This is a genomic window from Nostoc sphaeroides, assembly GCF_003443655.1.
Classification (GTDB): domain Bacteria; phylum Cyanobacteriota; class Cyanobacteriia; order Cyanobacteriales; family Nostocaceae; genus Nostoc; species Nostoc sphaeroides.
On sequence record NZ_CP031941.1, the window covers coordinates 2,456,275 to 2,476,455 of the forward strand.

Below are 20,181 nucleotides of genomic sequence, written 5' to 3' on the forward strand. Positions count from 1 at the left end.
TGTTAATAACTATTGGCTGATTAAAGCAGATGAAATTCTGCGATCGCTCTCTCAAAGTTTTTGTTTTCATGTCCTGGGCGGCTGAGTTTAATCAGGGCAAAACGCTGTAAGGACGTTAAACCTGCCCAATGTTGTTGTGTTAGGGTTACACCTAGTTCTTGAGCTTTTTCCTGGAGGCTGGCTGGTACAGTGGCATCTAGCCATGCAGGATGAGACTCGATGGGCAATTTTGTAGCTGGTATACCCGTGCGTTGTAGAATTAATTGCTGGATATGTTCGTGGTAAGACTGAATTTCTGTTTCTGTAGTGCAAGGTAATTCGACTAAAGCTTGACGCTCGGCTGTAGTCATTTGATTCCAATCAGACAATTTTAGTTTAATGCCACAAGTATCTAATTTGCAACGCACCTGCATGGGGATACAGCGCAGGGAATCAACAAAGTCTGCTTCAAATTCAAAGAAATCTGTCATAAGAAAGTATCTAAAATTTGATCGTTCAAAATTAAGGGTTTTTAACCATCAATGGACGGTGCATTACGCAACGCTTTCACACTCTACATATACCTAGATTTTTTCATAAATAAAATCGAATTGCTATATATTATCTGCAAAGAGTTCAGACTAACCTATATATAACTAAATTGTATGCCAAACATCTGGAATTTTTAACGGGTATTTTTGGAATTACTAAGACGAATTATCAAATAACTAATTGACAAGGCAAGAATAGCAATTCCTAAACCAATTATATCAATACCTCCAACTTTCTCTAAGTCAAGAATAATAATTTTTCGGGCAACAGCAATTAAAGATGTGACAATAACTAATTCAACTTGAAAAACGTGTTTTCGTAAATAAGCTGTGATATTTTCTAAGATTTCTAAAGCAATTAAAATATTCAAAAATAGCCCAAAAATTTTATATAACGTTGTGTTAAACTTTGCATAAGGCGCTGTAAATAACTCTTTAAGAATAAATACTCCTAAATCCCCGATCGCTACCAAAATCACGACCACCATAAAAACAGATAGAACTTTAGAAACTATCACTTCTACGTTTTCAATGATGCGCATGAAGTTTTCGTCTCTGGTAGCCCCTATAATTTGCCTCAGTAACTTTTTCATCTGCTGCACCCAATTTTTAAATAAAATAAAATCCCATAGATAAATCTAGAGGATTAAAATAAGATGATTTCTAATACTATCTGATTTTTATTATTTCCCATAGCTTAACTCGGCGCTAGTCAAACCTCTGGTTATTATAAGTTTAACCTCTTCAAATATCGTAATTGGTATGGGTCAATAGTAGAGAGCTATAAAAAATAATAATCACTATTGGCTATTGATTATTGACTAAATTACCTATTGGTGATTATTAATGATCTCTTGAGCGTACAGTTAGGAGCTTACCATTGTGAGGACTGGAGTTGATAATCTTTGACTGTAACTTCTACAGAGATTGGTATCAGCTGCACAGCACAAGCTTTTAATTCTGGTTGGAGCGAATCGGGGCAAGATTCTGGATGGGTGAGGGCGTTAGCTTCGGCATTATCTGCCCACAATGAACCCCAGTGCATGGGGACAAAAACTGTACCAGGCGCGATCGCTTTTGTCACTTTAGCAGGAAACTTCGCTTTACCCCGACGCGATCGCACTTCTACATACATAGTATCTACAATACCTAAGTTCGCAGCATCACGGGGATGAATTTCGATAAATGGTTCGGGATGCATTTTACAAATTTTTTCAATTCGCCCGGTGCGCGTCTGCGTATGCCAGTGTCCGTAAAGTCGTCCATTAGTCAGCACAAAAGGATAATCTGGGTCTGGTGGTTCTGCCAATCCCTTTGAGTAATATGCCCCAAATCGAGCGCGTCCATCAGGGGTGTGGAAGCGGAGATTGGTGTAGAGGCGTTTGGAGTTAGGAGTTAGGAGTGAGGAGTTAGGAGTGAGGAGTGAGGAGTTAGGAGTTGAAGATTCTAATTCATAACTCCTAACTTTTAACTCATCACTTTTTTGTGGGTGAGGCCATTGAGTTGGGCCTTGTGCTTGTAATTGGGGGTGACTGATACCTGTCATATCGCAGGGGCGAGTTTTTGTTAGTTTGACAAACTCAGCATAAACTTCAGCCGAGTTAGCAAAGGCAAACTCTTTCTCAAAGCCTAATCTACGTCCAACTTCGGCGAAAATTTCCCAATCGGCTTTCGCTTCTCTTGGCGGTTGGCGAAATGCTTGACACAGAGTTACCACCCGTTCGGAGTTGGTCATCACACCAGTTTTTTCACCCCACTGGGCTGCTGGTAGTAGAACGTGAGCATAAGCAGAGGTTTCTGTGGGATAATATGCGTCTTGGTAAATAGTAAAAGGCGATCGCAATAATGCCTTTTTAGTACGCTCCAAATCTGGCATACTCACTGCTGGATTAGTAGCCGCAATCCACAGCAACTCTACAGCGCCATCTTCCAAGCCAGTAATCATGTCCCAAGCAGTCAAACCGGGATTGGGCGAAATCTGTCCTGGCTGAAGTCCCCAAAACTCCTCAACTTCTGCACGGTGCTGGGGATTTTTCACCACCCGATAACCCGGTAATAAATGCGCCAAACCTCCGGCTTCCCGTCCTCCCATTGCGTTTGGTTGACCAGTAAGGGAAAAAGGGCCAGCCCCAGGTTTGCCAATCTGTCCTGTCATCAGGTGCAGGTTAATAATAGTTCTTACTTTAGCTGTCCCTTCTGAGGATTGATTTACACCCATTGACCACAAAGACAATACTCGCTCTGATTTACCCCAATAGCGAGCTGCTGTTTCTAAATCTTCAATGCTGATTCCACATTGACGAGCCACTACTTCTGGTGGATAGTGGCGAATTACCTCAGCATAAGCCGGAAAGTTGCTGGTGCAGTCGTCCATGAACATGGTATCGATATAATTCCAGCGCATCAACAAGTGAGCGATGCCGTTTAACAAATCGATATCTGTACCGGGACGAATGGCTAAATGCAAGTCAGCAGCTTCTGCGGTTGGCGTGCGACGGGGATCAACCACAATCATTTTGACTTTGCGGTTCTTTTTGTGATACTTTTCTAGCCGGTTGAAAACAATGGGGTGACATTCGGCTGTATTAGTACCAATTAAAAATGCACAGTCGGTTAACTCCAAGTCATCGTAACAGCAGGGCGGGCCATCTGAGCCAAAGCTTTGAATGTAGCCAGACACTGCACTAGACATACATAAGCGAGAGTTGGCATCAAAATTATTAGTACCCAGACAGCCTTTCATTAGTTTCTGGGCTATGTAATAATCCTCGGTTTGAAACTGGCCGGAACCATACATACATAAGGCTTCTGGCCCTTGGTTGAAGCGGATAGTTTGAATGCGCTGTGTGATGATATTAAAAGCTTCATCCCAACTAACGCGGCGAAACTCTTGATCTAAGGAGTCTCGCACCATTGGGTAATGTAATCTATTTTTATCTAAAGATTCTGCGATCGTTGCGCCTTTGACGCAAACCATTCCTTGACTAGATGGATGGGCTTTATCACCGCGCACTCGCCAAGTTGGAGTTCCTTGGCTATCTCGATTAGTTGCTTTGTTATGTTGGGCTGGAGGTGAAACTTCTAAACCACAGCCAACACCACAGTAGGGACAAAGGGTTTTGGTAAATTCACTCATGGCTGTTGTACTATTTTGTTATTTTGATTGTGCAACCTCAGATGTAGCGCCAGGTTGAGAAATTTGTGTGTTATGTAAAAACTCTTTGAAACTCTTATTCCTTTGCGTCCTTGGCGTCTTGGCGGTTCGTTTTTTCATAAATTTTCTTAACGAACCGCCAAGACGCCAAGAGCGCAGAGAGAAGAAAAAGAGATTTTTATGAATTAGGATTGCTATGGAAGGATGAAGTGTAAAGTTCCCTAATTCAGATTTGATAGTGAATTTTTTACTTCATCCTTGAGTTGATTATTCTTCAGTTAAGAAGATAGGTGTTGCGGTTTCTGGTAGTTCACCTTCATAAGCAGGGGCAAAGGAACCTTTTGGTTCTTTGAGGAAGAAGGCGCACATGAAAGCGCAGATTAAAGCAGCTATACCCATTGTGGAAAATAGTGTGGGAGCGTCGGTTAAGCTAAAAATTGTCAGGTAAACTACGCCGCCAAAATTACCGTAAGCTCCCACGTTTCCAGCAATTTGTCCAGTGGCTTCTTTCTTAATTAGGGGTACGATGCTATAGGTTGCACCGCAGCCGGCTTGGGCAAAGTAGGCGGCCAACATTGTAACTGCGATCGCAGCTGGAATTGGCCAGTTACCATTAATAAAATGTGCAATCAAATAACTAACGCCAATGCCGACACTGATAATTGTCATTGTCCATTTCCGGGAGCTAAATTTATCAGAAATTAAGCCACCACTAGGACGAGAAACTAAATTTAAGAATGGATAGATCGCGGCAATCATCCCAGCTACAACATGTTCTAAAGCAAAAGTTTTTTCAAAGAATGCCGGGAGCATGGAAACAACTGCTAGTTCACTGCCAAAGTTAGTTATGTAAGTGAATTCGAGTAAGGCTACTTGACCAAATTGAAAGCGTTCAGATGGAGCGTAAGTTTTTTTACCAGTTAGAAGTTCTCGGTTTACCTGCCAAGCTTGGTAACTTTGATAAGCAAACAATCCTGCTAATAGTAACCAAGTCAGATACATTTGGCTCAAAGTTAAGAAGTGAATGTTCTTTTGTTCTAAGCGCCAAGCTAATAAACCTAGAGCGAAAATCAAACCAAAATTCGAGACAATCATCGCCCAGAAGCTTTTAATACTGGTCACTTCTAAAGAACCATTTTTCTTAGGTTTCTTGTAGACTTTACCTGTGGGTGTATCTTGGACAGTGTTGTAATAAATTACGCCATAGATAGCTGTAACAATCCCTGTAAATGCGATCGCAAACCGCCAGTTAGAAGCACCACCAGCAAAAAAGCTAGTAGAAACTGCAAGTATCGGTAAGGCAAATTCCGCACCAAAAGCCCCGAAGTTACCCCAACCGCCATAAATGCCTTGAGCAATTCCCATCTCTTTCGGCTGGAACCATTCTGCTACCATGCGGATACCGACAACAAACCCAGATCCGACAATTCCCATCAGCAAACGACTGATAACTAGTTGATTAAAATCTTGCGCTAGTGCGGTTGCTAAACAAGGAACTACTGCAAACATTAGTAGCATTGAGTAGGTGATTCTGGGGCCAAAACGATCCAGAAGCATCCCAATTATTAACCGGGCGGGAATTGTGAGAGCAAGGTTACAGATGCCTAAAGTTTTAATTTGCTCAGGCGCTAAACTTAGCTCTTTGCCAATGGTTGTAGCGAAGGGAGCAAAGTTAAACCAACAAACAAAGGTGAGAAAGAAAGCAAACCAAGTTTGATGTAAGATGCGGTAGCGATCGCTGAACGAAAATAAGTTTTTAAGCATTCTAATCTTTCTAATTGAATAAAATACGCAGAAGATGAGCCTTTGAACTCGGAGGTTGAGCCTTTGAACTCGAAGGTTCAACCTTTTATCTCGGAGGTTGAGCCTTTTATCTCGGAGGTTGAGCCTTTGAACTCGAAGGTTGAGCCTTTGAACTCGGACGTTGCACCTTTTTACTCGAAGGTTGAGCCTTTTTACTCGAAGGTTGAGCCTTTTTACTCGAAGGTTGAGCCTTTTTACTCGGACGTTGCACCTTTTTACTCGAAGGTTGAGCCTTTGAACTCGGACGTTGAGCCTTTAAGGTTGAAATATGAGTTTTGCCCAATCACAAATGACAAATGACAAATGACAAATCCCCAATCAGTTACTAACTAATATGGCTTCTTGCTTGAGTTTTGCCCCAAAGTTTTTGATAAGTAAATCTTGCAATACTGGCTGCAAGTCTTCGCATGGTATGCCTTTGGTGACGCAAGTTCCTAAATGAGCGTCTTTGCCGACTTTGCCACCCATATATATGTCAACGCCTTCCAAGGTTTTGCCATTTTTGCGAGTTTTAGTTCCCATCAAGCCGATGTCTGCAACTTGGGGCTGTCCGCATGAGTTGGGGCAACCTGTCCAGTGAATTCGCACTGGATTGGTGAAGGTTAAATCTTCTTCTAGGGCTTTTATCATTGCCAGGGCGCGGTTTTTGGTTTCGATGAGGGCAAAGTTGCAAAATTGTGCGCCTGTGCAGGATACTAGCGATCGCGTTAGCAAACCTGGATCAATAGAAAACTTCTCTAGCAAAGGGTCTGTTAAAAATGTTGCTAAACGCGAGTCAGAAATGTTGGGGATAACGATGTTTTGCTCAACTGTAAACCGGATTTCGCCACTGCCGTAAACTTCCGCTAGACGAGCAATTTCAAACATATCTTCGGCATATAGTCGCCCGACGGGAATGTTCAAACCTGCGTAATTTAATCCTGCTTGCTTTTGTTTATATACCCCGATGTGGTCGCGTTTTTCCCAGTCGATTTCGTCTTTTGCTGCTGCGGGTAACAATGATTTACCTAAACGGCTTTCTACTTCTGCTCGAAACTTTTCTACACCCCATTCATCAATTAGCCACATCAAGCGGGATTTTTGCCGATTAGCACGCGGGCCATGATCACGAAAGACTTCTAAAACTGCTCTACATACGGCTACCACATCTTCAGGAAGTACCCAAGCATTCAGAGGAATCGCCGCTTCACAACGTTTAGCCGAGAAAAAACCACCCACTAAGACGTTAAACCCGAATATTTTAGAGGGGAAATTTTGCTCCCCTGCTTCCTTAAATGCTGGAACAAAAGCTAAATCGTTAATTTCAGCATGAACTGAATTGTCTCTTCCTCCTGCGATCGCAATATTAAACTTCCGTGGTAAGTTGCTAAACTCTGGATTTCCTTCGCCTTTGTTGGTGAGCATATCTTGAATTTGCTGTACCAACTCTCGTGTGTCATACAACTCATCTGCATCCAACCCCGCCACCGGATCGCCTGTTATATTGCGAACGTTATCCATCCCTGACTGGATAGTGGTTAAACCAACTGCGTGAAATCTATTAAAGATATCTGGTAAATCTTCAATTCTGATCCCCCGTAATTGGATATTCTGTCTCGTAGTAATATCAGCGCAACCATCATCACCGTAACGTTGCACTACTTGGGCTAAAACATTCATCTGACTGCTGCTGAGAATACCGTTAGGCATCCGCAACCGCATCATAAACTTACCTGGGGTGACTGGGCGGAAAAACACACCCACCCATTTAAGTCGATGATCGCGATCGGTTTCGTCCATTGCTTCCCAGCCCAAAGCGGCAAATTTCTCTATCTCATCCCTGATTGCGAGTCCATCTTTTTGCGCCTTCAATTTCTCGAATTTATTGAGGCTGGTAGTGTTAGTTGTTGTGTCTGTCATGAGGCTGACTCTCGTTTAAACTACTGAATATGGTGATAATTGCCCAATATCAATCAACCCGTAGTTCCATTAGGTGTTGTATCTACGAGGATTAGGAATTAAAAACTTAATATTTGCTTACGGTTGATTATTTTTACTTCAAAGCATTCAAAGCGAAACTCCAAATCCGTGATTAGTTAAGCAAAACTTGTCACCATTTACATCTGGGAAATTTGTCAAGCAGGTTTAGATAATGTTCATGTAACAATTTCGATACTTATAAATTAAAGGCATATTTCTGTTAAAATCGTATAAATAGCTACGGTTTTTTGGTAAGATTGCTGAAAACGGATAAACAATATGCATTTATTGCATCAAAGCCAACCAATATCTTACGCAAACCCCTTAATGATTAGTATTTGAAATGATCGAAAGGATTTTGGATTGCCATAAATCAATTCTGAATCCAAAATTGAGTGGCAAATGTTAGCTAAAACTTAGATATTATTTCAGCAGCTATGAAACGTCGTGATTTTATTAATTGGGTAGGTTTGGGTTTGATAGCGAGTTCTCTACCTGTAGCGATCGCAGCCTGTTCTTCTCAAACAACTCCAGTATCTAAGAATTGGGAAACAGTAGGTACATCAGCAGAATTAGATAAAACGGGCCAATTGCTGGCGAAAAACTCACCTGCTGGGCCTGTGTTGGTAGTCGGTACATCTAAAGGTGCAAATCTGACAGCAGTTAACCCTACCTGTACTCACGCAGGTTGCACAGTGGGATGGAAAGCTGAGACAAAAAAATTCGTCTGCCCTTGTCATAATTCGGAATTTGGAATTGACGGTAAAGTGCAAAAAGGCCCAGCGACAGAAGCGCTTAAAACTTACGCCGTCAAAATTGAGGGTAATTCAGTTGTAGTCAAGGCAAGTTAAAATAATTCGTAATGACGCTCGAATACTCGCTACCGCTACGCTAACGTAATTCGTAGTTCGTAGTATGCACTTTAGTGCTTAAATCAGAGCTAAAGCCGCTAGCTACAATCTGATAACATTGGTGTAATGATCTACTAAAAAGTAGAGTAATACCAATTCCCTAAAATCTTGATACATATAGATTTATCGTAAGGGCAAGGCGCAATGCCCATACGTGTCAACTTAACCTAAAAGTAGCTTAACTGTTGGCGAACTCACCCGCCTGGGAATAAATTCCTTTGGCTTTTAGCTAAAGTCTACTGAAGTAGACTAAAGATTTTTGGTTATATTTAGTCATCAATAGAAGACTTTCGCTATTAGCAACGAACTTCAGTTCCTTACGAGACATGACTTTTACGTTAAGTTGACACTAATGGGTATTGCGCCATGCCCCAAAAGAGCGTATTTGTATCATTATTAAAGTGGAATGGTATAAGGGCAAATAAAAGCAGCGATTTATTTACGATTTTGTGTTTTTGTTGTATTCATATAATTCACAATTCAGGGTATGGTGAGTAATATCAACCAGCTTTTGGTGCAAGCCCAGACAGCATACGATGCAGCTGATTGCTCATCACTCATTCAATATTTACAACAATTAATTTTAGGGATAGATTCTGAACATCCAGAAATAGTTAAAAATCGAGAATATCTGCTGAAATTAACACTTTCAATCTTAGAGATGGGAGATTTTCAGCAACGCTGGGAAATCACCAAAGTGTTGACTAGCTTGGGAAATATTGCCATCCCACCACTCATTGATATATTAGAAGATGAAGATGCAGAAGAAGAATTACGCTGGTATGCAGCACGAACTTTAGGCGAATTTCAGCATCCAGAAGCGATCGCACCCTTAGTGGAATTGTTGAAAACCGATGAGGATGAAGAACTCAAAGCGATCGCAGCTACAGCACTAGGGCAAATGGGTAGTGTTGCGATTACTTCACTAACTGAACTTCTAGCAGATGAAGATACACGGCTTTTAGCAGTGCGATCGCTTTCCTGCATTCCCCAAACAGAAACCATCACACCGCTATTAAGTGTAGTGCAAGATCCACAAGCAGCAATCCGCACGGCTGCAATTGAAGCCCTCAGCAGCTTTCATGACGAACGTGTACCACCAATCTTGTTAAACGCTTTGGATGATATAGCCGCTACAGTTAGGCGTGCAGCAGTGCTTGGTTTAGGTTTTCGCCCCGACTTACGCGAAGCCTTAGATTTGGTGGCGAGACTACAACCCAAGCTTTACGACTTTAATATTGATGTTTGTTGTGCAGCCGCAGTTTCCCTTTCTCGGATGGGTTGTGATAATGCAGCCCAGCAATTATTTAAGCTGCTAATATCACCTCATACACCGCTACCACTACAATTAGAAACCATCCGCGCTTTAAGTTGGCTGGGGACGTTATCTAGTTTGGAATATTTACAAACAGCATTTAATCAAATCACTTCAGAGATACTTTGGCAAGAAATTGTTACAGTTTTGGGGCGAGTGCAAAAGCCGCAAACTACACTAGCCACAGAAATATTATTGCAAATCCTGCGATCGCAGCATCCAGCCAGAGAGATTGTCAGTGTCAAAAGTGCGATCGCTTTATCTTTAGGACAGTTAGGCGAAATGCAAGCTATTGAACCATTGATTTCGCTGCTAGCTGTCAAGAATATATCGGTGAGACTACATGCGATCGCAGCATTAAAAAATTTGGATGGGGAAGCTACATATCAACAATTGCAGCACTTAGCAAATAATGCTGCACTCACACCAGATTTGCAACAAGGAATAGCGATCGCTTTAGCTGAGTGGTAATTTCCTTCAATGAAGGATGAGCATAAAGGGCAAGTAAATACTAACCTTGATAAGTTTCCCAAGTTTGGCAATATGCGTTATTGGAAAGTTCGTACAATCCCTGATCTCAAACAACTTGAAAGAATATTACGCTGATTTGGTGTATCTAGGTTTGAACAACTCTTAGTCGTTGCACACACCGATCGAGGAGAAAAAGTACGAATTATCAGCGCTCGAAAAGCCACCCGTAAGGAGAAAAGGTTTTATGAAGAAAGAAATTGAGAATGAAATGGAAGACGAATTACGTTCTGAGTACGATTTTGCTCAAATGGAGGGAGGCATCAGAGGCAACTATATTGAGCGGTATCGTCAGGGAACAAATTTAGTACTTTTAGATCCCGATGTTGCCCAAGCTTTTCCTAATGATAAAACGGTGAATGAGGCATTGAGGTTGTTAATTCAGGTTGCCCAACGCCAGCAGCCTAATACTGCGGTGCAGCAGACAGAATAAAAATAATCAATATAATTTGTAATCAGTAAATGCAAGCAAGTATGACGCGATCGCAGGCGTATCCGCAAATTGCACAGCTATTTGCTTGAGGTTACACAGAAACTTACTTGTGTTGCTCAAACCTTATAATCCCCCGCATATTTTAAAAGTCTTATCTAAAAATTCATATATTTCAGCACAATATAGTCAATTCTTTTTTTGGCGATATTTTCCGAAACAACCCGTAGCAAAGCGGATAATTGACGATTAAGGCAGTCAAACCTGTTTTACACAAATGTAAATCAGATAAAAAATGCTGTAACAAACTATACTAAATTGTGGATAAAAAACCGTTAACTTAATGAAAGCTATAAATGTAATTCAGGCTACATAAAAATGCGCCTAGAGCAGTTGCAAGCCTTTCTGGCGATCGCACAAACCGGCAGCTTTCAACAAGCAGCGCGAACATGTGGTATTACCCAATCGACTATTAGTCGCCAAATCCAGGCATTAGAAGCAGATTTGGGTGTAGAACTGTTTCACAGAACTAGTCACGCCAAATTGACACTGGCAGGTGAATCTTTACTACCCCGTGCCCGCAAAATTTGCCAAGAATGGCAGATAGCTACAGAAGAATTAGCCGATTTAATCGCCGGAAAGCAACCAGAACTTTGCATTGCCGCGATTCACTCAGTATGCGGATCTTACTTACCCCCAGTGTTGCAAAAATTTTGTCATGATTATCCAGATGTGCAATTGCGGGTGACTTCATTGGGAAGCGATCGCGCCCTGAAAGTCCTCAAAGATGGATTGGTGGATTTAGCAATTGTGATGAATAATCGCTTTTTAATCACTGGTAGAGAAATGGTGGTAGAAGTACTTTATGATGAACCGATAGAAGTTCTAACCGCCGCCAATCATCCCCTAGCCCAATATGAATACGTCCCTTGGTCGGAGCTAATTCGTTATCCCCAAGTGGTTTTTAAAGATGGTTATGGGATGCAGCGTTTAATACAAGATAAATTTGAGCGAATGGAAGCTACACTCCAAGCGGCTTTAGAGGTAAATACCCTAGATGCCTTTCGGGGAGTGGTGCGCCAAGGAGAACTGATAGCTTTGCTACCTCAATCAGCATTAGTGGAAGCTCGTCTTGACCCTACCCTAGCGATTCGTTCCTTAGCCAGCAATAATACTACTGGTTTAGCAGATGGTTCCAGTTTGACTCGTCGGGTAGTTATGGTAACAACTCAAGACCGACTGCAAATTCCCCCCATTAAGCACTTTTGGCAACTCGTGCGCGAAAATATCCCACTGCAAATTGACCAGCAGCGATCGGCTTCTTAAGGGTCATTAGTCATTGGTCATTAGTCATTTTCGGTTATTCACAAATGACAAAGCACAAAGGACAAAGTACAAATGAGCAATGTATTTCGGGAATTACTGAAAAAAGTAGGTAGCGGAAACCACACAGGTGAGAATTTAACTCGTGCCGAAGCAGCCACCGCCATTAAAATGATGCTGCTGGGTGAAGCTACACCAGCCCAAATCGGAGCGTTTTTGATTGCTCATCGAATCAAACGCCCCACGGGGGAAGAGTTAGCGGGAATGTTGGATGCTTATGATGAACTGGGGCCAAAACTGCAACCAATCGTCTCTCAAAGACCAGCGATCGCTCTTGGTATCCCTTATGATGGCAGAACCCGCACAGCACCAATTAGTCCGGTAATAGCTTTACTACTCGCCACAGTTGGCCAACCAGTGGTAATGCATGGTGGCGATCGCCTCCCAACTAAGTACGGCTTACCTCTAATAGATATTTGGCAAGGTTTAGGAGTCGATTGGACTGTCGTACCACTAGCAAAAACCCAACAAGTGTTTGAGCAAACGGGAATCGGCTTTATTTATCTACCTCAGCATTTTCCCTTAGCTAAAAGTATTTGGGAATACCGCGACCAACTTGGCAAACGTCCGCCATTGGCGACAATGGAGCTAATCTGGTGTCCTTATGCCGGGGATGCTCACGTAATTGCTGGGTTTGTGCATCCGCCGACAGAAGGGATGTTTCAGATAGCTTTGGGGCTGCGGGGAGTAACAAAATTTACATTCGTAAAAGGATTGGAAGGTAGTTGCGACTTACCGCGCGATCGCACTGCAATCATCAGCTTATCTTCATCTGTAGCATCCCAAGAGGTAGAACGATTACACCTCGTACCGCGTGATTACGGCTTTACTACCAAGAACGTACCCCTTGGAACTACTGAAGAACTAGTGGCGGATATGCAGAAGGTTTTGGCAGGTGAACCAGGCGAACTAATGCAAACAGCCTTGTGGAATGGCGGATTTTACCTATGGCGGAGTGGTATTTGTCCAAATATGCCAGAGGGTTTAGCTAAGGCAGAAGAATTATTAACCAATGGTGCAGTAGCAGCTAAACTCCAAGAACTCAACTTTAGGGTGTTAGCGACTTCTCCAAAATAGATTTTTGTTGCAACCAATCCTGACCGACTTGAATACTGATATCTGAGCCAAGGTTGCCAGTACTTTCTACACGCACTTCGCCAAACCCTAAAGTGTCACGAATTGCTTCGGCACTGTCACCATCTCCTTGCTGGGCGACAATATGAGTCACATCTAGAGGTTCACCCCATGCCTTGGCTACATAGATATTGCGATATCCAGATTTTTCCAAGGCTCTAATCAATGGTCGCAGGTTAGAGCGATCGCCACCTGTACTATCTTGAATTGCTACACGTAAAGAATGTGGGTCAGTCGCAGTAGCCTGCTGTTCCTGTTCTGACTCCAAACCAAAGTGTTGAGCCATCAGTTTGGCAATACCATTTTTGTTAGGCAACCAATAGCTAGCATCAAACTCATTCTTCTCGCTAAAGCGACCTGGCAGCATTAACATCTGCATATTAGAGCGATTTGTTCGCACCCCAAAACCCATTAGCGCCACTAATTCTTCAACCGTCAAGTTGGTATCAATGTGGTCTTTAACTACATCAAGAACTTTAGGTAATTGAGTTACAGTAGCTGGGTTGAGTGTTTGATCCATCAAAGCCCGCATGACCATTTGCTGGCGCTGAATGCGACCAATATCTCCGAGTTCGTCATGGCGAAACCGCAGCAATTGAAGTGTCTGTTCGCCGTTGAGATGCTGCTTACCCGCCTTCAAATTGATGTACAAATGCTGAGAATCATCTTGGTACTTCATATCTTTGGGGACATAAACTGTCACGCCACCCAAAGCATCAATTAGCTTGGCAACTCCGAGAACATTAATTCGCACATAGCGATCAATTCCGGCGCCACCTAAGAGATTACTGACGGTTCTGGCAGTCAAAGCTGGCCCACCTTCAATATTAGCGGCATTAATTTTTCTCACCCCATACCCCTCTATTTCTGTACGGGTATCTCTGGGAACCGAGAGCATAACTATTTTTTTCGTCTCTGGATCAAATTTGACCAAGAGCATCACATCAGCAAGACCATCAAAGGAGTTTACTTGGGGCAGATATCTAAGGTTTTTGGTTTCTTCGGGAGGATTTTGCACATCTGGAGGAAGTACACTCATCCCCATAACCAAGAGATTCACCGGGCGAGTTAATTCTGAAAATTGCAGCACACCTCCAGAAATGCGATCGCCATCAAAGACCGCCTCATCCTGTGGACTTAGCTGGGCTTGTTGCAAAGGTGTACTGGTCAAAGACACCGCCAAAAGCGCCCCTGCTGTTGCTGACACCATTGCAATCCCACTCATACCTACCCAAAACCATAGCCAACGCCCGGATTTCGAGTTATGGGAAAGGGGAATTCTTTTACTGGACTTTGAGGCTTTTCCCGACTGGTTTTCTTCCGCCGAACTTCTTTGAATGGTCACAGACTTCCTCACACTTACTCAATAATCAAATTCGGTAAATTTGCAAACTAAAAACATCCAAACAAATCAACCCATAATAACTAACTCTTAATTATCAGTGCTAATTTTTTTAATGTAGTGTCAACCACAACACTTATAGCAGCATTTTTCCTTCTTTTGGGCCAACCTAGAGATGTTTTACTGAAGTATGGCAATAATAAACTGGATTTGACTAGATATATAGATAAATCAACAGTAATTTTTTAGGAAATAGGTAAAACTACTGAAAATTTCTCACCCTAAAAAATTAAGATAAGTACTTTCCTAGTACTCGTTCGGCTAAGGTAGTAAACCCTGGTAAACGCCCAGATTTTCCCTGGATTAGGCGCAAAATCAACCAGAGACTTACTAAAAAGTAACCCGACGTAAGAAAACTATTCAGGATAAAAAGACGTAGCCCAAAAAAATCTGAAGTTGCTGCTCCGGTAGCTAACAATAGATATCCCAACAGCCAAGTAAGCGCCAAAGTAATAGATAGACGGCTAATAGCAAGTTGTTCCCGACTCCCTTGACCCCGATAGAGAGTCCACAAGGACGGAAAAAAGCCGATGATTGGAATCAAATGTAAAAGCAACTGTGTTTTGGGGATTGGGCATGGGGCACTTGTACTGAGCGAAGTCGAAGTATTGGGCATTGGGTATTGGGCATTTGTTATTTCTCCCCCTGCCTCCCCTGCTTCCCCTGCTTCCCCCACTCCCCACTCCCCACTCCCCACTCCCCACTCCCCATTCTCTTTCGGTTCAAAATTTTCCATTGGGATTAGTCTAACTCCTAAACTAGAAGGATGAATAAGACCCATATAGTTAGAGATAATAATCTGTAAAGAAAGATTTTATTTAGTTCTATCCAGCAATCAGCTCAAAATGCAGACACGCAAGCTACTCGACTGGTGGCAAACATTCACACCAATAGCGCGAATCGGGGCGATCGCGTTATTCCTACCGCTACTAGTTCTTAATGGTTGGGCACTTTCGGTATTTTTTAATTATTTCCATTCTCTCATAGTCATTTTAGTTGGAGCCTCAGTGCTAGCATTTCTGCTCAACTACCCCGTGAGCTGGATGGAGCATCATGGTGCTAAACGAGAGCAAGTCGCTATTTTAGTATTTCTCTTGGCTTTATCGATTTTATTAGCCTTGGGTGTGACACTTTTTCCGTTGGCCCTTACCCAAGCTCAACAATTGGTGGCTCGTTTACCAGAGTTAATCGACTCTGGACGCTCTCAGTTAATGATATTAAACGAAAAAGCTGAGACTTATGGTTTACCGATTAACCTTGATGCTCTGGTAGTGCAAATCAACGATCGCGTCAAGGGACAATTGCAAGCGATCGCTGGACAAGTTTTGAATCTAGCAGTTGTTACAGTCACTAGCCTGCTAGATATTCTCTTGACGATGGTTTTGACTTTCTACCTTTTACAGCATGGGGGTGAACTGTGGGAAAGTTTAGTAGAATGGCTACCCTCTAAATTTCGCGATCCTTTTTCTAAAACAGTCCGCCTGAGCTTCCAAAATTTCTTCATCACCCAGTTGATTTTATCGACTTGCATGGCATCAGCCCTCATTCCTACCTTTTTGTGGCTGAAAGTGCCATTTGGTCTACTATTTGGCCTAACTATTGGTTTGATGGCTCTCGTCCCCTTTGGCGGTTCTGTAGGTATCGCCCTGACTACACTATTGGTAGCACTGCAAGATTTTTCAATGGGTGTGAGAGTCTTGATAGCAGCAGTAATTGTACAGCAAATTCTCGAAAACTTAATTGCCCCCCGAATTTTAGGCAGCTTTACTGGTTTAAATCCAGTTTGGATTTTAATTTCGGTCTTAACAGGCGCAAGAATTGGCGGATTGTTGGGGGTAATTGTGGCAGTACCCACGGCTGTTGTGATTAAGACTGCTTTAAGCGCCTTGCGTCCTGGGAGCCTAAACAGCGAGACAGACGACAGCACCACAGGGGAGATAACTGCACCTATTGCAGCAAACCAGTCCTCGAAAGCTGACGCTAACAATACATTGAGTATTTCTGAAGCGACATTACCTTAAGGAGGTAGGAGGCCTTCTGCCTCCTCATTGTGGGTCAATGATAGAACCCATAAACAAAACCCTTCCTGTCTGATTATCCCTAATGGCACAGAAGAATGGACGATCAACAATCATCTCGAATGGTTGCTCTATAGAAATAGAAGTTGTTACTGTTATACCCACTGAAGTAGCCGCAGCCGCTTCCGTGCCTTCTTCGTTAACTTCAACAAAAGTTTTATGCTTAACTTCGCTGATGCTAAGATTTTTACCCATGCCAGAAAAATTGGCTTTGCTGCTGAAAGCCTCTTCCATGCCTAAGGTTTTTAAGGCGTTATTGAGAGTAACATCATACTCACTTTTAAATCGGGGTAAGCGAATAAACCCTTTTTGTTTGCTGAACTGAGTCATCCATTTATCCCAGTTCTCAACCTTCAAGTTTTGATAGAAGGCTTTCAGGTTAGAGTTCTGTTTTGGCAGGAAAATATAAAAGCTGAATTTCCCATCTTTGCCGTAAGGTAAACTAACAGCCTGAAACTGTTTGCTTTCATAGTATCTATAGTCACCACTTTGTGACATCATCGGGTGTTGTTTTGGCTTGCCAGATGTGGTATAAAAAGGGTATGGAGCAGTTTGACTTTTTTCAAATTCTTTACTCCATTTTCCTTTGAAATAAATGGCATTAATTAAAAACAACACCTGACCTGGTTCAATTTTTTCAATTATCTTAGCGATTTTACCATTAGTATTATCTTTTACCCACTTATTGATAATATTAGGCGCGGCGGGATCTTGAAAGTTTAAATTGCTGACCTTAGCTTGATAGAAATACTGCGTTCTCTGGAAAAAGTCTGGCTGAAAGCTAAAATTTTTATTTGCCCAAAGTGAGTTAGCAATCTTCAGTTGCACTTTCGGATCAGAATTGTCTAAAAGCTGGTTTAATGCCGCCTTGTAAGAGGAGTTAATTTCTGATAGATTCAGCCCCTGTAATTCCAGAGTTTTTGCGATCGCTAGTTGAGTCGTGCCGCTAGCGCCGTTGTAGGTCATAGCTAAAGCGATCGCAACACTCGTTGGTGAGAGAAAAACATTCTTCTGATCCTGATCCTTTTTCAGAACTTCTGAAAACAGTTTGAAGCCAAACTTATTGCTATCAACAATTTTGGTATCAGTCTTGAGTGTTTTTTTTTGCAATGGAGTTTCTGGCTGAGGTAAACCAGATTGGGCAAGGGCACTTTTATTACTCTCGATTTGAGAATACCCTAATACACTGCATAAAACAACACTTGCGGCTGCCATAGCATAGCGTCTGCCTAGACTAACACCGTAACGTCTTTGCATGAAATTTTCTCTCATACTACTATATTTCTGCGGATTCATTTTACCACCTCACTTGCCAAAGATTCCCGATCTGTGATTATGGTTGACGCAGACACTGTGTCAATGATTAACTATTGCATTTGCTCCAATAGAAAAGTGGGACTGTTACAGTTTCTGTAACAGCAATTTAGTAACTCAGAGGAATTAAACACAACTGATTAGAGTTGTGAATTCCTAATTGAGGCGATTATGCAGATGAATTATGAAAAATCTCGATTTTTCGGAGATGTCTATTTATCTATAAAAGTATTTTAGACTACCTAATCGCAAAATAACCAGCGCTCTTGGTTTTTAAAGATAAAATCACGCTTTTCAGTTCACGAAATACCAAGCTTTTATAGGGACACACGGCTGTCATTGGTGTCAACTTAACGTAAAAGCCATGTCCCGCAAGGAACTGAAGTTCGAGGCGGGTGAGGAAGCTGAAAGTTTTGCTACTTTTAGCTTAAGTTGACACGTATGCACGGCTGTGCTGCCCTATTTCAACAGTTATCAGTTGCATGATGTATTTATCCAATTCGTCAGAGTCCCCCACTTCTAACAAGTGGTAGGTTTCAGTGAAGGACAAATCCCCGAAAGAGTTACTGTGATAACTGTTCACTGATTTAATTGATAGGTACACTCCACCAAGCTAAACTATAGGGTTGAGTCACTTCATTTAACTTTTGACGAAACTGGACGCGGATTTTGTAATTGCCAGCAGCAGCAACGGGGCAAAAAATATGTTCTACACTATCGATTTGGCTGATTGAGGAGCAAACAGTATCAGCATCTGAATTTTGAGCATTAGCTTTTACTAAGTATAGGTCGAGATTATTCAAACCGCGATCGCGGAAATTTTCGCCTACGTCATATCGCTGGTTTTTATTTTTATCGTTGAGTTCTACTAATCGATCCCAACTCAGAGTCACAGCAACAAAACTCCCCTGCTTTAACGGTTTTGCTAATATATAGTCAACAGACGCTCCAGCATTAACTGTGCGATAATCCCAACCAATGGCAGGTACAGCCGTTGATGGCTGCCATTGACCGCTACTAAATTGCTGATAAGCGCGAAATACATTTAAATGACCCGCTCCCATTTGAGCATCCAAGGGAATTTTTGGATCTTTATAAGCATCAGAATCCAGCCAGCTTTGATTTTTTTTATCAATTAATGTCCGGCTCATTCCCAACAGCAAGCCATCACCGCTATCTTGGATTTTGTCTGCTGAATTCAGCAATACAGCTTTCATTACTTGATAATGGCGAGCATCAATGCTCCAGTGCGGTTGTTTTGTCCGTATCTGTCGGTCAGCAAATTCTTGCAACAGAGCAACACTAGCCGTAACTTGAGGCGCTGCAAAACTAGTACCTGTAACCTTATTCACTTTGCCATCTGGATTGAGCAAGGGAATATTATTCCCAGGAGCAACTAAACTGATAGCAGGACGCCCATCAAGATTAAATTCCCTTCCAGCTAGCCTTCCACTCACTCCTTGGTTAGCGCCCGCCAGATTAGCCACGTCTACTTTATTAAAAACTTTCCCACGGTGGGATGAAAAAGCCACGTTCATTCCGTTAAAATTATCTGTAGGGATGGGAATACCCCCCTTACCCTGGTTGCCTGCGATCGCATACAAAACATCATGAACGCGACTAGACCAGTCAACACATAAAGTTAGTAAAGCATTGCCGTCTAAAGTAGCTTCTGGTCTAGGATCGCGCGTCAGAGGTTCACCAAAACTAAAGTTAATGGCCCGCACATCGCCACCATTTTGTAACGCTATGTGCTGGGCTGATAAGCACTCTTCTGGCTGACCCATATTTTTAGTGGAACCCACCGCAGACGAATACAGTCGCGCTCCCGGAGCAACCCCCGGCAAAGCTTTGTCTTGACTCACCATCATCCCAGCGACATTGTAAGCGTGGGGGTCAACACCGCTATTTGATTTAGCTGGCCCATTGCGTAAGAACACCGCCGCTAAAGATATAGCGCGATTTTTAGACACCGCCTTATCCCACCCAAACATTCCAGGCCGGCCAATTTCCACCTGACCAATAGCAACCTTGCGACCGATTAAATTATAAGGAGCTCGGTGTAGCCTCAGAGCATCAATACCATTAGTTCCTATAGCAGATTCTAAAGCCGAAGCAATTACCGGCGCACTCAAACAAGAAGCACTTAATCCCCAAATTATCCAGGTTAGTTTTTTAGTCATTTGTTATTAGTCAAGAGTTAGGAGTTAGGAGTTAGGAGTTAGGAGTTAGGAGTTAGG

At 42.4% G+C, this 20,181-nt stretch carries 16 protein-coding genes and 1 pseudogene; 8 read left to right on the plus strand and 9 right to left on the minus strand.

Annotated features, from left to right (window positions below; translation table 11 throughout):
• Nucleotides 1-20: 20 nt before the first annotated feature.
• From D1367_RS11025 to D1367_RS11040, 4 genes are all read right to left on the minus strand, one after another.
• Complete coding sequence (locus D1367_RS11025) at nucleotides 21-470, minus strand: nitrate reductase associated protein (protein ID WP_118166499.1); 450 nt, start codon at nucleotides 468-470, stop codon at nucleotides 21-23.
• A gap of 194 nt (nucleotides 471-664) precedes the next feature.
• Nucleotides 665-1,123: a phosphate-starvation-inducible PsiE family protein gene (locus D1367_RS11030; RefSeq protein WP_118166500.1), complete on the minus strand. Its 459-nt coding sequence runs from the start codon at nucleotides 1,121-1,123 to the stop codon at nucleotides 665-667.
• A 281-nt stretch (nucleotides 1,124-1,404) separates the two neighbouring features.
• Nucleotides 1,405-3,666, minus strand: a complete 2,262-nt coding sequence (locus tag D1367_RS11035) for a molybdopterin oxidoreductase family protein (protein ID WP_118166501.1) — start codon at nucleotides 3,664-3,666, stop codon at nucleotides 1,405-1,407.
• A gap of 285 nt (nucleotides 3,667-3,951) precedes the next feature.
• Nucleotides 3,952-5,448: a NarK family nitrate/nitrite MFS transporter gene (locus D1367_RS11040; RefSeq protein ID WP_118166502.1), complete on the minus strand. Its 1,497-nt coding sequence runs from the start codon at nucleotides 5,446-5,448 to the stop codon at nucleotides 3,952-3,954.
• Nucleotides 5,449-5,511: 63 nt separating this feature from the next.
• On the opposite strand from D1367_RS11040, the gene D1367_RS30710 reads away from it, so the two are divergent.
• A complete protein-coding gene (locus D1367_RS30710; RefSeq protein ID WP_181985142.1) occupies nucleotides 5,512-5,787 on the plus strand; it encodes a hypothetical protein in 276 nt (91 codons plus the stop codon).
• An 18-nt stretch (nucleotides 5,788-5,805) separates the two neighbouring features.
• On the opposite strand, the gene D1367_RS11050 is transcribed toward D1367_RS30710, so the two are convergent.
• Entirely contained in the window at nucleotides 5,806-7,386 is a 1,581-nt protein-coding gene (locus tag D1367_RS11050; protein ID WP_118166504.1) for a ferredoxin--nitrite reductase, read from the minus strand.
• 497 nt (nucleotides 7,387-7,883) lie between these two features.
• On the opposite strand from D1367_RS11050, the gene D1367_RS11055 reads away from it, so the two are divergent.
• The 6 genes and pseudogenes from D1367_RS11055 (at nucleotide 7,884) to D1367_RS11080 (ending at nucleotide 13,090) form a co-directional block, all read left to right on the plus strand.
• Nucleotides 7,884-8,297 carry a QcrA and Rieske domain-containing protein gene (locus D1367_RS11055; RefSeq protein ID WP_118166505.1) on the plus strand — a complete coding sequence of 138 codons (414 nt, stop codon included), beginning with the start codon at nucleotides 7,884-7,886 and terminating at the stop codon, nucleotides 8,295-8,297.
• A 547-nt stretch (nucleotides 8,298-8,844) separates the two neighbouring features.
• Nucleotides 8,845-10,143, plus strand: coding sequence for a HEAT repeat domain-containing protein (locus D1367_RS11060; protein WP_118166506.1), 1,299 nt, complete (start codon nucleotides 8,845-8,847; stop codon nucleotides 10,141-10,143).
• Nucleotides 10,144-10,323: 180 nt separating this feature from the next.
• Nucleotides 10,324-10,404 (plus strand): annotated as a pseudogene (locus D1367_RS32160) (BrnT family toxin); the annotation flags it as partial.
• Complete coding sequence (locus D1367_RS11070) at nucleotides 10,388-10,633, plus strand: hypothetical protein (RefSeq protein ID WP_118166507.1); 246 nt, start codon at nucleotides 10,388-10,390, stop codon at nucleotides 10,631-10,633. The pseudogene D1367_RS32160 and the gene D1367_RS11070, both read left to right, overlap by 17 nt.
• Before the next feature lie 375 nt (nucleotides 10,634-11,008).
• Nucleotides 11,009-11,956: a LysR family transcriptional regulator gene (locus D1367_RS11075; protein WP_118166508.1), complete on the plus strand. Its 948-nt coding sequence runs from the start codon at nucleotides 11,009-11,011 to the stop codon at nucleotides 11,954-11,956.
• Nucleotides 11,957-12,028: 72 nt separating this feature from the next.
• On the plus strand, nucleotides 12,029-13,090 hold the full coding sequence (locus tag D1367_RS11080; protein WP_118166509.1) for an anthranilate phosphoribosyltransferase family protein: 1,062 nt from the start codon (nucleotides 12,029-12,031) through the stop codon (nucleotides 13,088-13,090).
• On the opposite strand, the gene D1367_RS11085 is transcribed toward D1367_RS11080, so the two are convergent.
• A complete protein-coding gene (locus D1367_RS11085; protein WP_118166510.1) occupies nucleotides 13,062-14,492 on the minus strand; it encodes an LCP family protein in 1,431 nt (476 codons plus the stop codon). The genes D1367_RS11080 and D1367_RS11085 overlap by 29 nt on opposite strands.
• Before the next feature lie 286 nt (nucleotides 14,493-14,778).
• Nucleotides 14,779-15,165, minus strand: a complete 387-nt coding sequence (locus tag D1367_RS11090; protein WP_118171323.1) for a hypothetical protein — start codon at nucleotides 15,163-15,165, stop codon at nucleotides 14,779-14,781.
• Nucleotides 15,166-15,394: 229 nt separating this feature from the next.
• Here D1367_RS11090 and D1367_RS11095 point away from each other — a divergent pair, with 229 nt between their 5' ends.
• A complete protein-coding gene (locus tag D1367_RS11095; protein ID WP_118166511.1) occupies nucleotides 15,395-16,570 on the plus strand; it encodes an AI-2E family transporter in 1,176 nt (391 codons plus the stop codon).
• Nucleotides 16,571-16,594: 24 nt separating this feature from the next.
• On the opposite strand, the gene D1367_RS11100 is transcribed toward D1367_RS11095, so the two are convergent.
• Nucleotides 16,595-17,923: a serpin family protein gene (locus D1367_RS11100; RefSeq protein ID WP_118166512.1), complete on the minus strand. Its 1,329-nt coding sequence runs from the start codon at nucleotides 17,921-17,923 to the stop codon at nucleotides 16,595-16,597.
• A 605-nt stretch (nucleotides 17,924-18,528) separates the two neighbouring features.
• Entirely contained in the window at nucleotides 18,529-20,124 is a 1,596-nt protein-coding gene (locus tag D1367_RS11105; RefSeq protein ID WP_118166513.1) for a S8 family serine peptidase, read from the minus strand.
• Between the last annotated feature and the right edge of the window lie 57 nt (nucleotides 20,125-20,181).

Coding starts and splice junctions, on each gene's coding strand:
- D1367_RS11050 (WP_118166504.1), bottom strand. CDS start 7,386: ATGACAGACACAACAACTAACACTACCAGCCTCAATAAATTCGAGAAA.
- D1367_RS11030 (WP_118166500.1), bottom strand. CDS start 1,123: ATGAAAAAGTTACTGAGGCAAATTATAGGGGCTACCAGAGACGAAAAC.
- D1367_RS11040 (WP_118166502.1), bottom strand. CDS start 5,448: ATGCTTAAAAACTTATTTTCGTTCAGCGATCGCTACCGCATCTTACAT.
- D1367_RS11080 (WP_118166509.1), top strand. CDS start 12,029: ATGAGCAATGTATTTCGGGAATTACTGAAAAAAGTAGGTAGCGGAAAC.
- D1367_RS11025 (WP_118166499.1), bottom strand. CDS start 470: ATGACAGATTTCTTTGAATTTGAAGCAGACTTTGTTGATTCCCTGCGC.
- D1367_RS11070 (WP_118166507.1), top strand. CDS start 10,388: ATGAAGAAAGAAATTGAGAATGAAATGGAAGACGAATTACGTTCTGAG.
- D1367_RS11090 (WP_118171323.1), bottom strand. CDS start 15,165: ATGCCCAATACTTCGACTTCGCTCAGTACAAGTGCCCCATGCCCAATC.
- D1367_RS11105 (WP_118166513.1), bottom strand. CDS start 20,124: ATGACTAAAAAACTAACCTGGATAATTTGGGGATTAAGTGCTTCTTGT.
- D1367_RS11100 (WP_118166512.1), bottom strand. CDS start 17,923: ATGAATCCGCAGAAATATAGTAGTATGAGAGAAAATTTCATGCAAAGA.
- D1367_RS11060 (WP_118166506.1), top strand. CDS start 8,845: ATGGTGAGTAATATCAACCAGCTTTTGGTGCAAGCCCAGACAGCATAC.
- D1367_RS11095 (WP_118166511.1), top strand. CDS start 15,395: ATGCAGACACGCAAGCTACTCGACTGGTGGCAAACATTCACACCAATA.
- D1367_RS11035 (WP_118166501.1), bottom strand. CDS start 3,666: ATGAGTGAATTTACCAAAACCCTTTGTCCCTACTGTGGTGTTGGCTGT.
- D1367_RS11055 (WP_118166505.1), top strand. CDS start 7,884: ATGAAACGTCGTGATTTTATTAATTGGGTAGGTTTGGGTTTGATAGCG.
- D1367_RS11075 (WP_118166508.1), top strand. CDS start 11,009: ATGCGCCTAGAGCAGTTGCAAGCCTTTCTGGCGATCGCACAAACCGGC.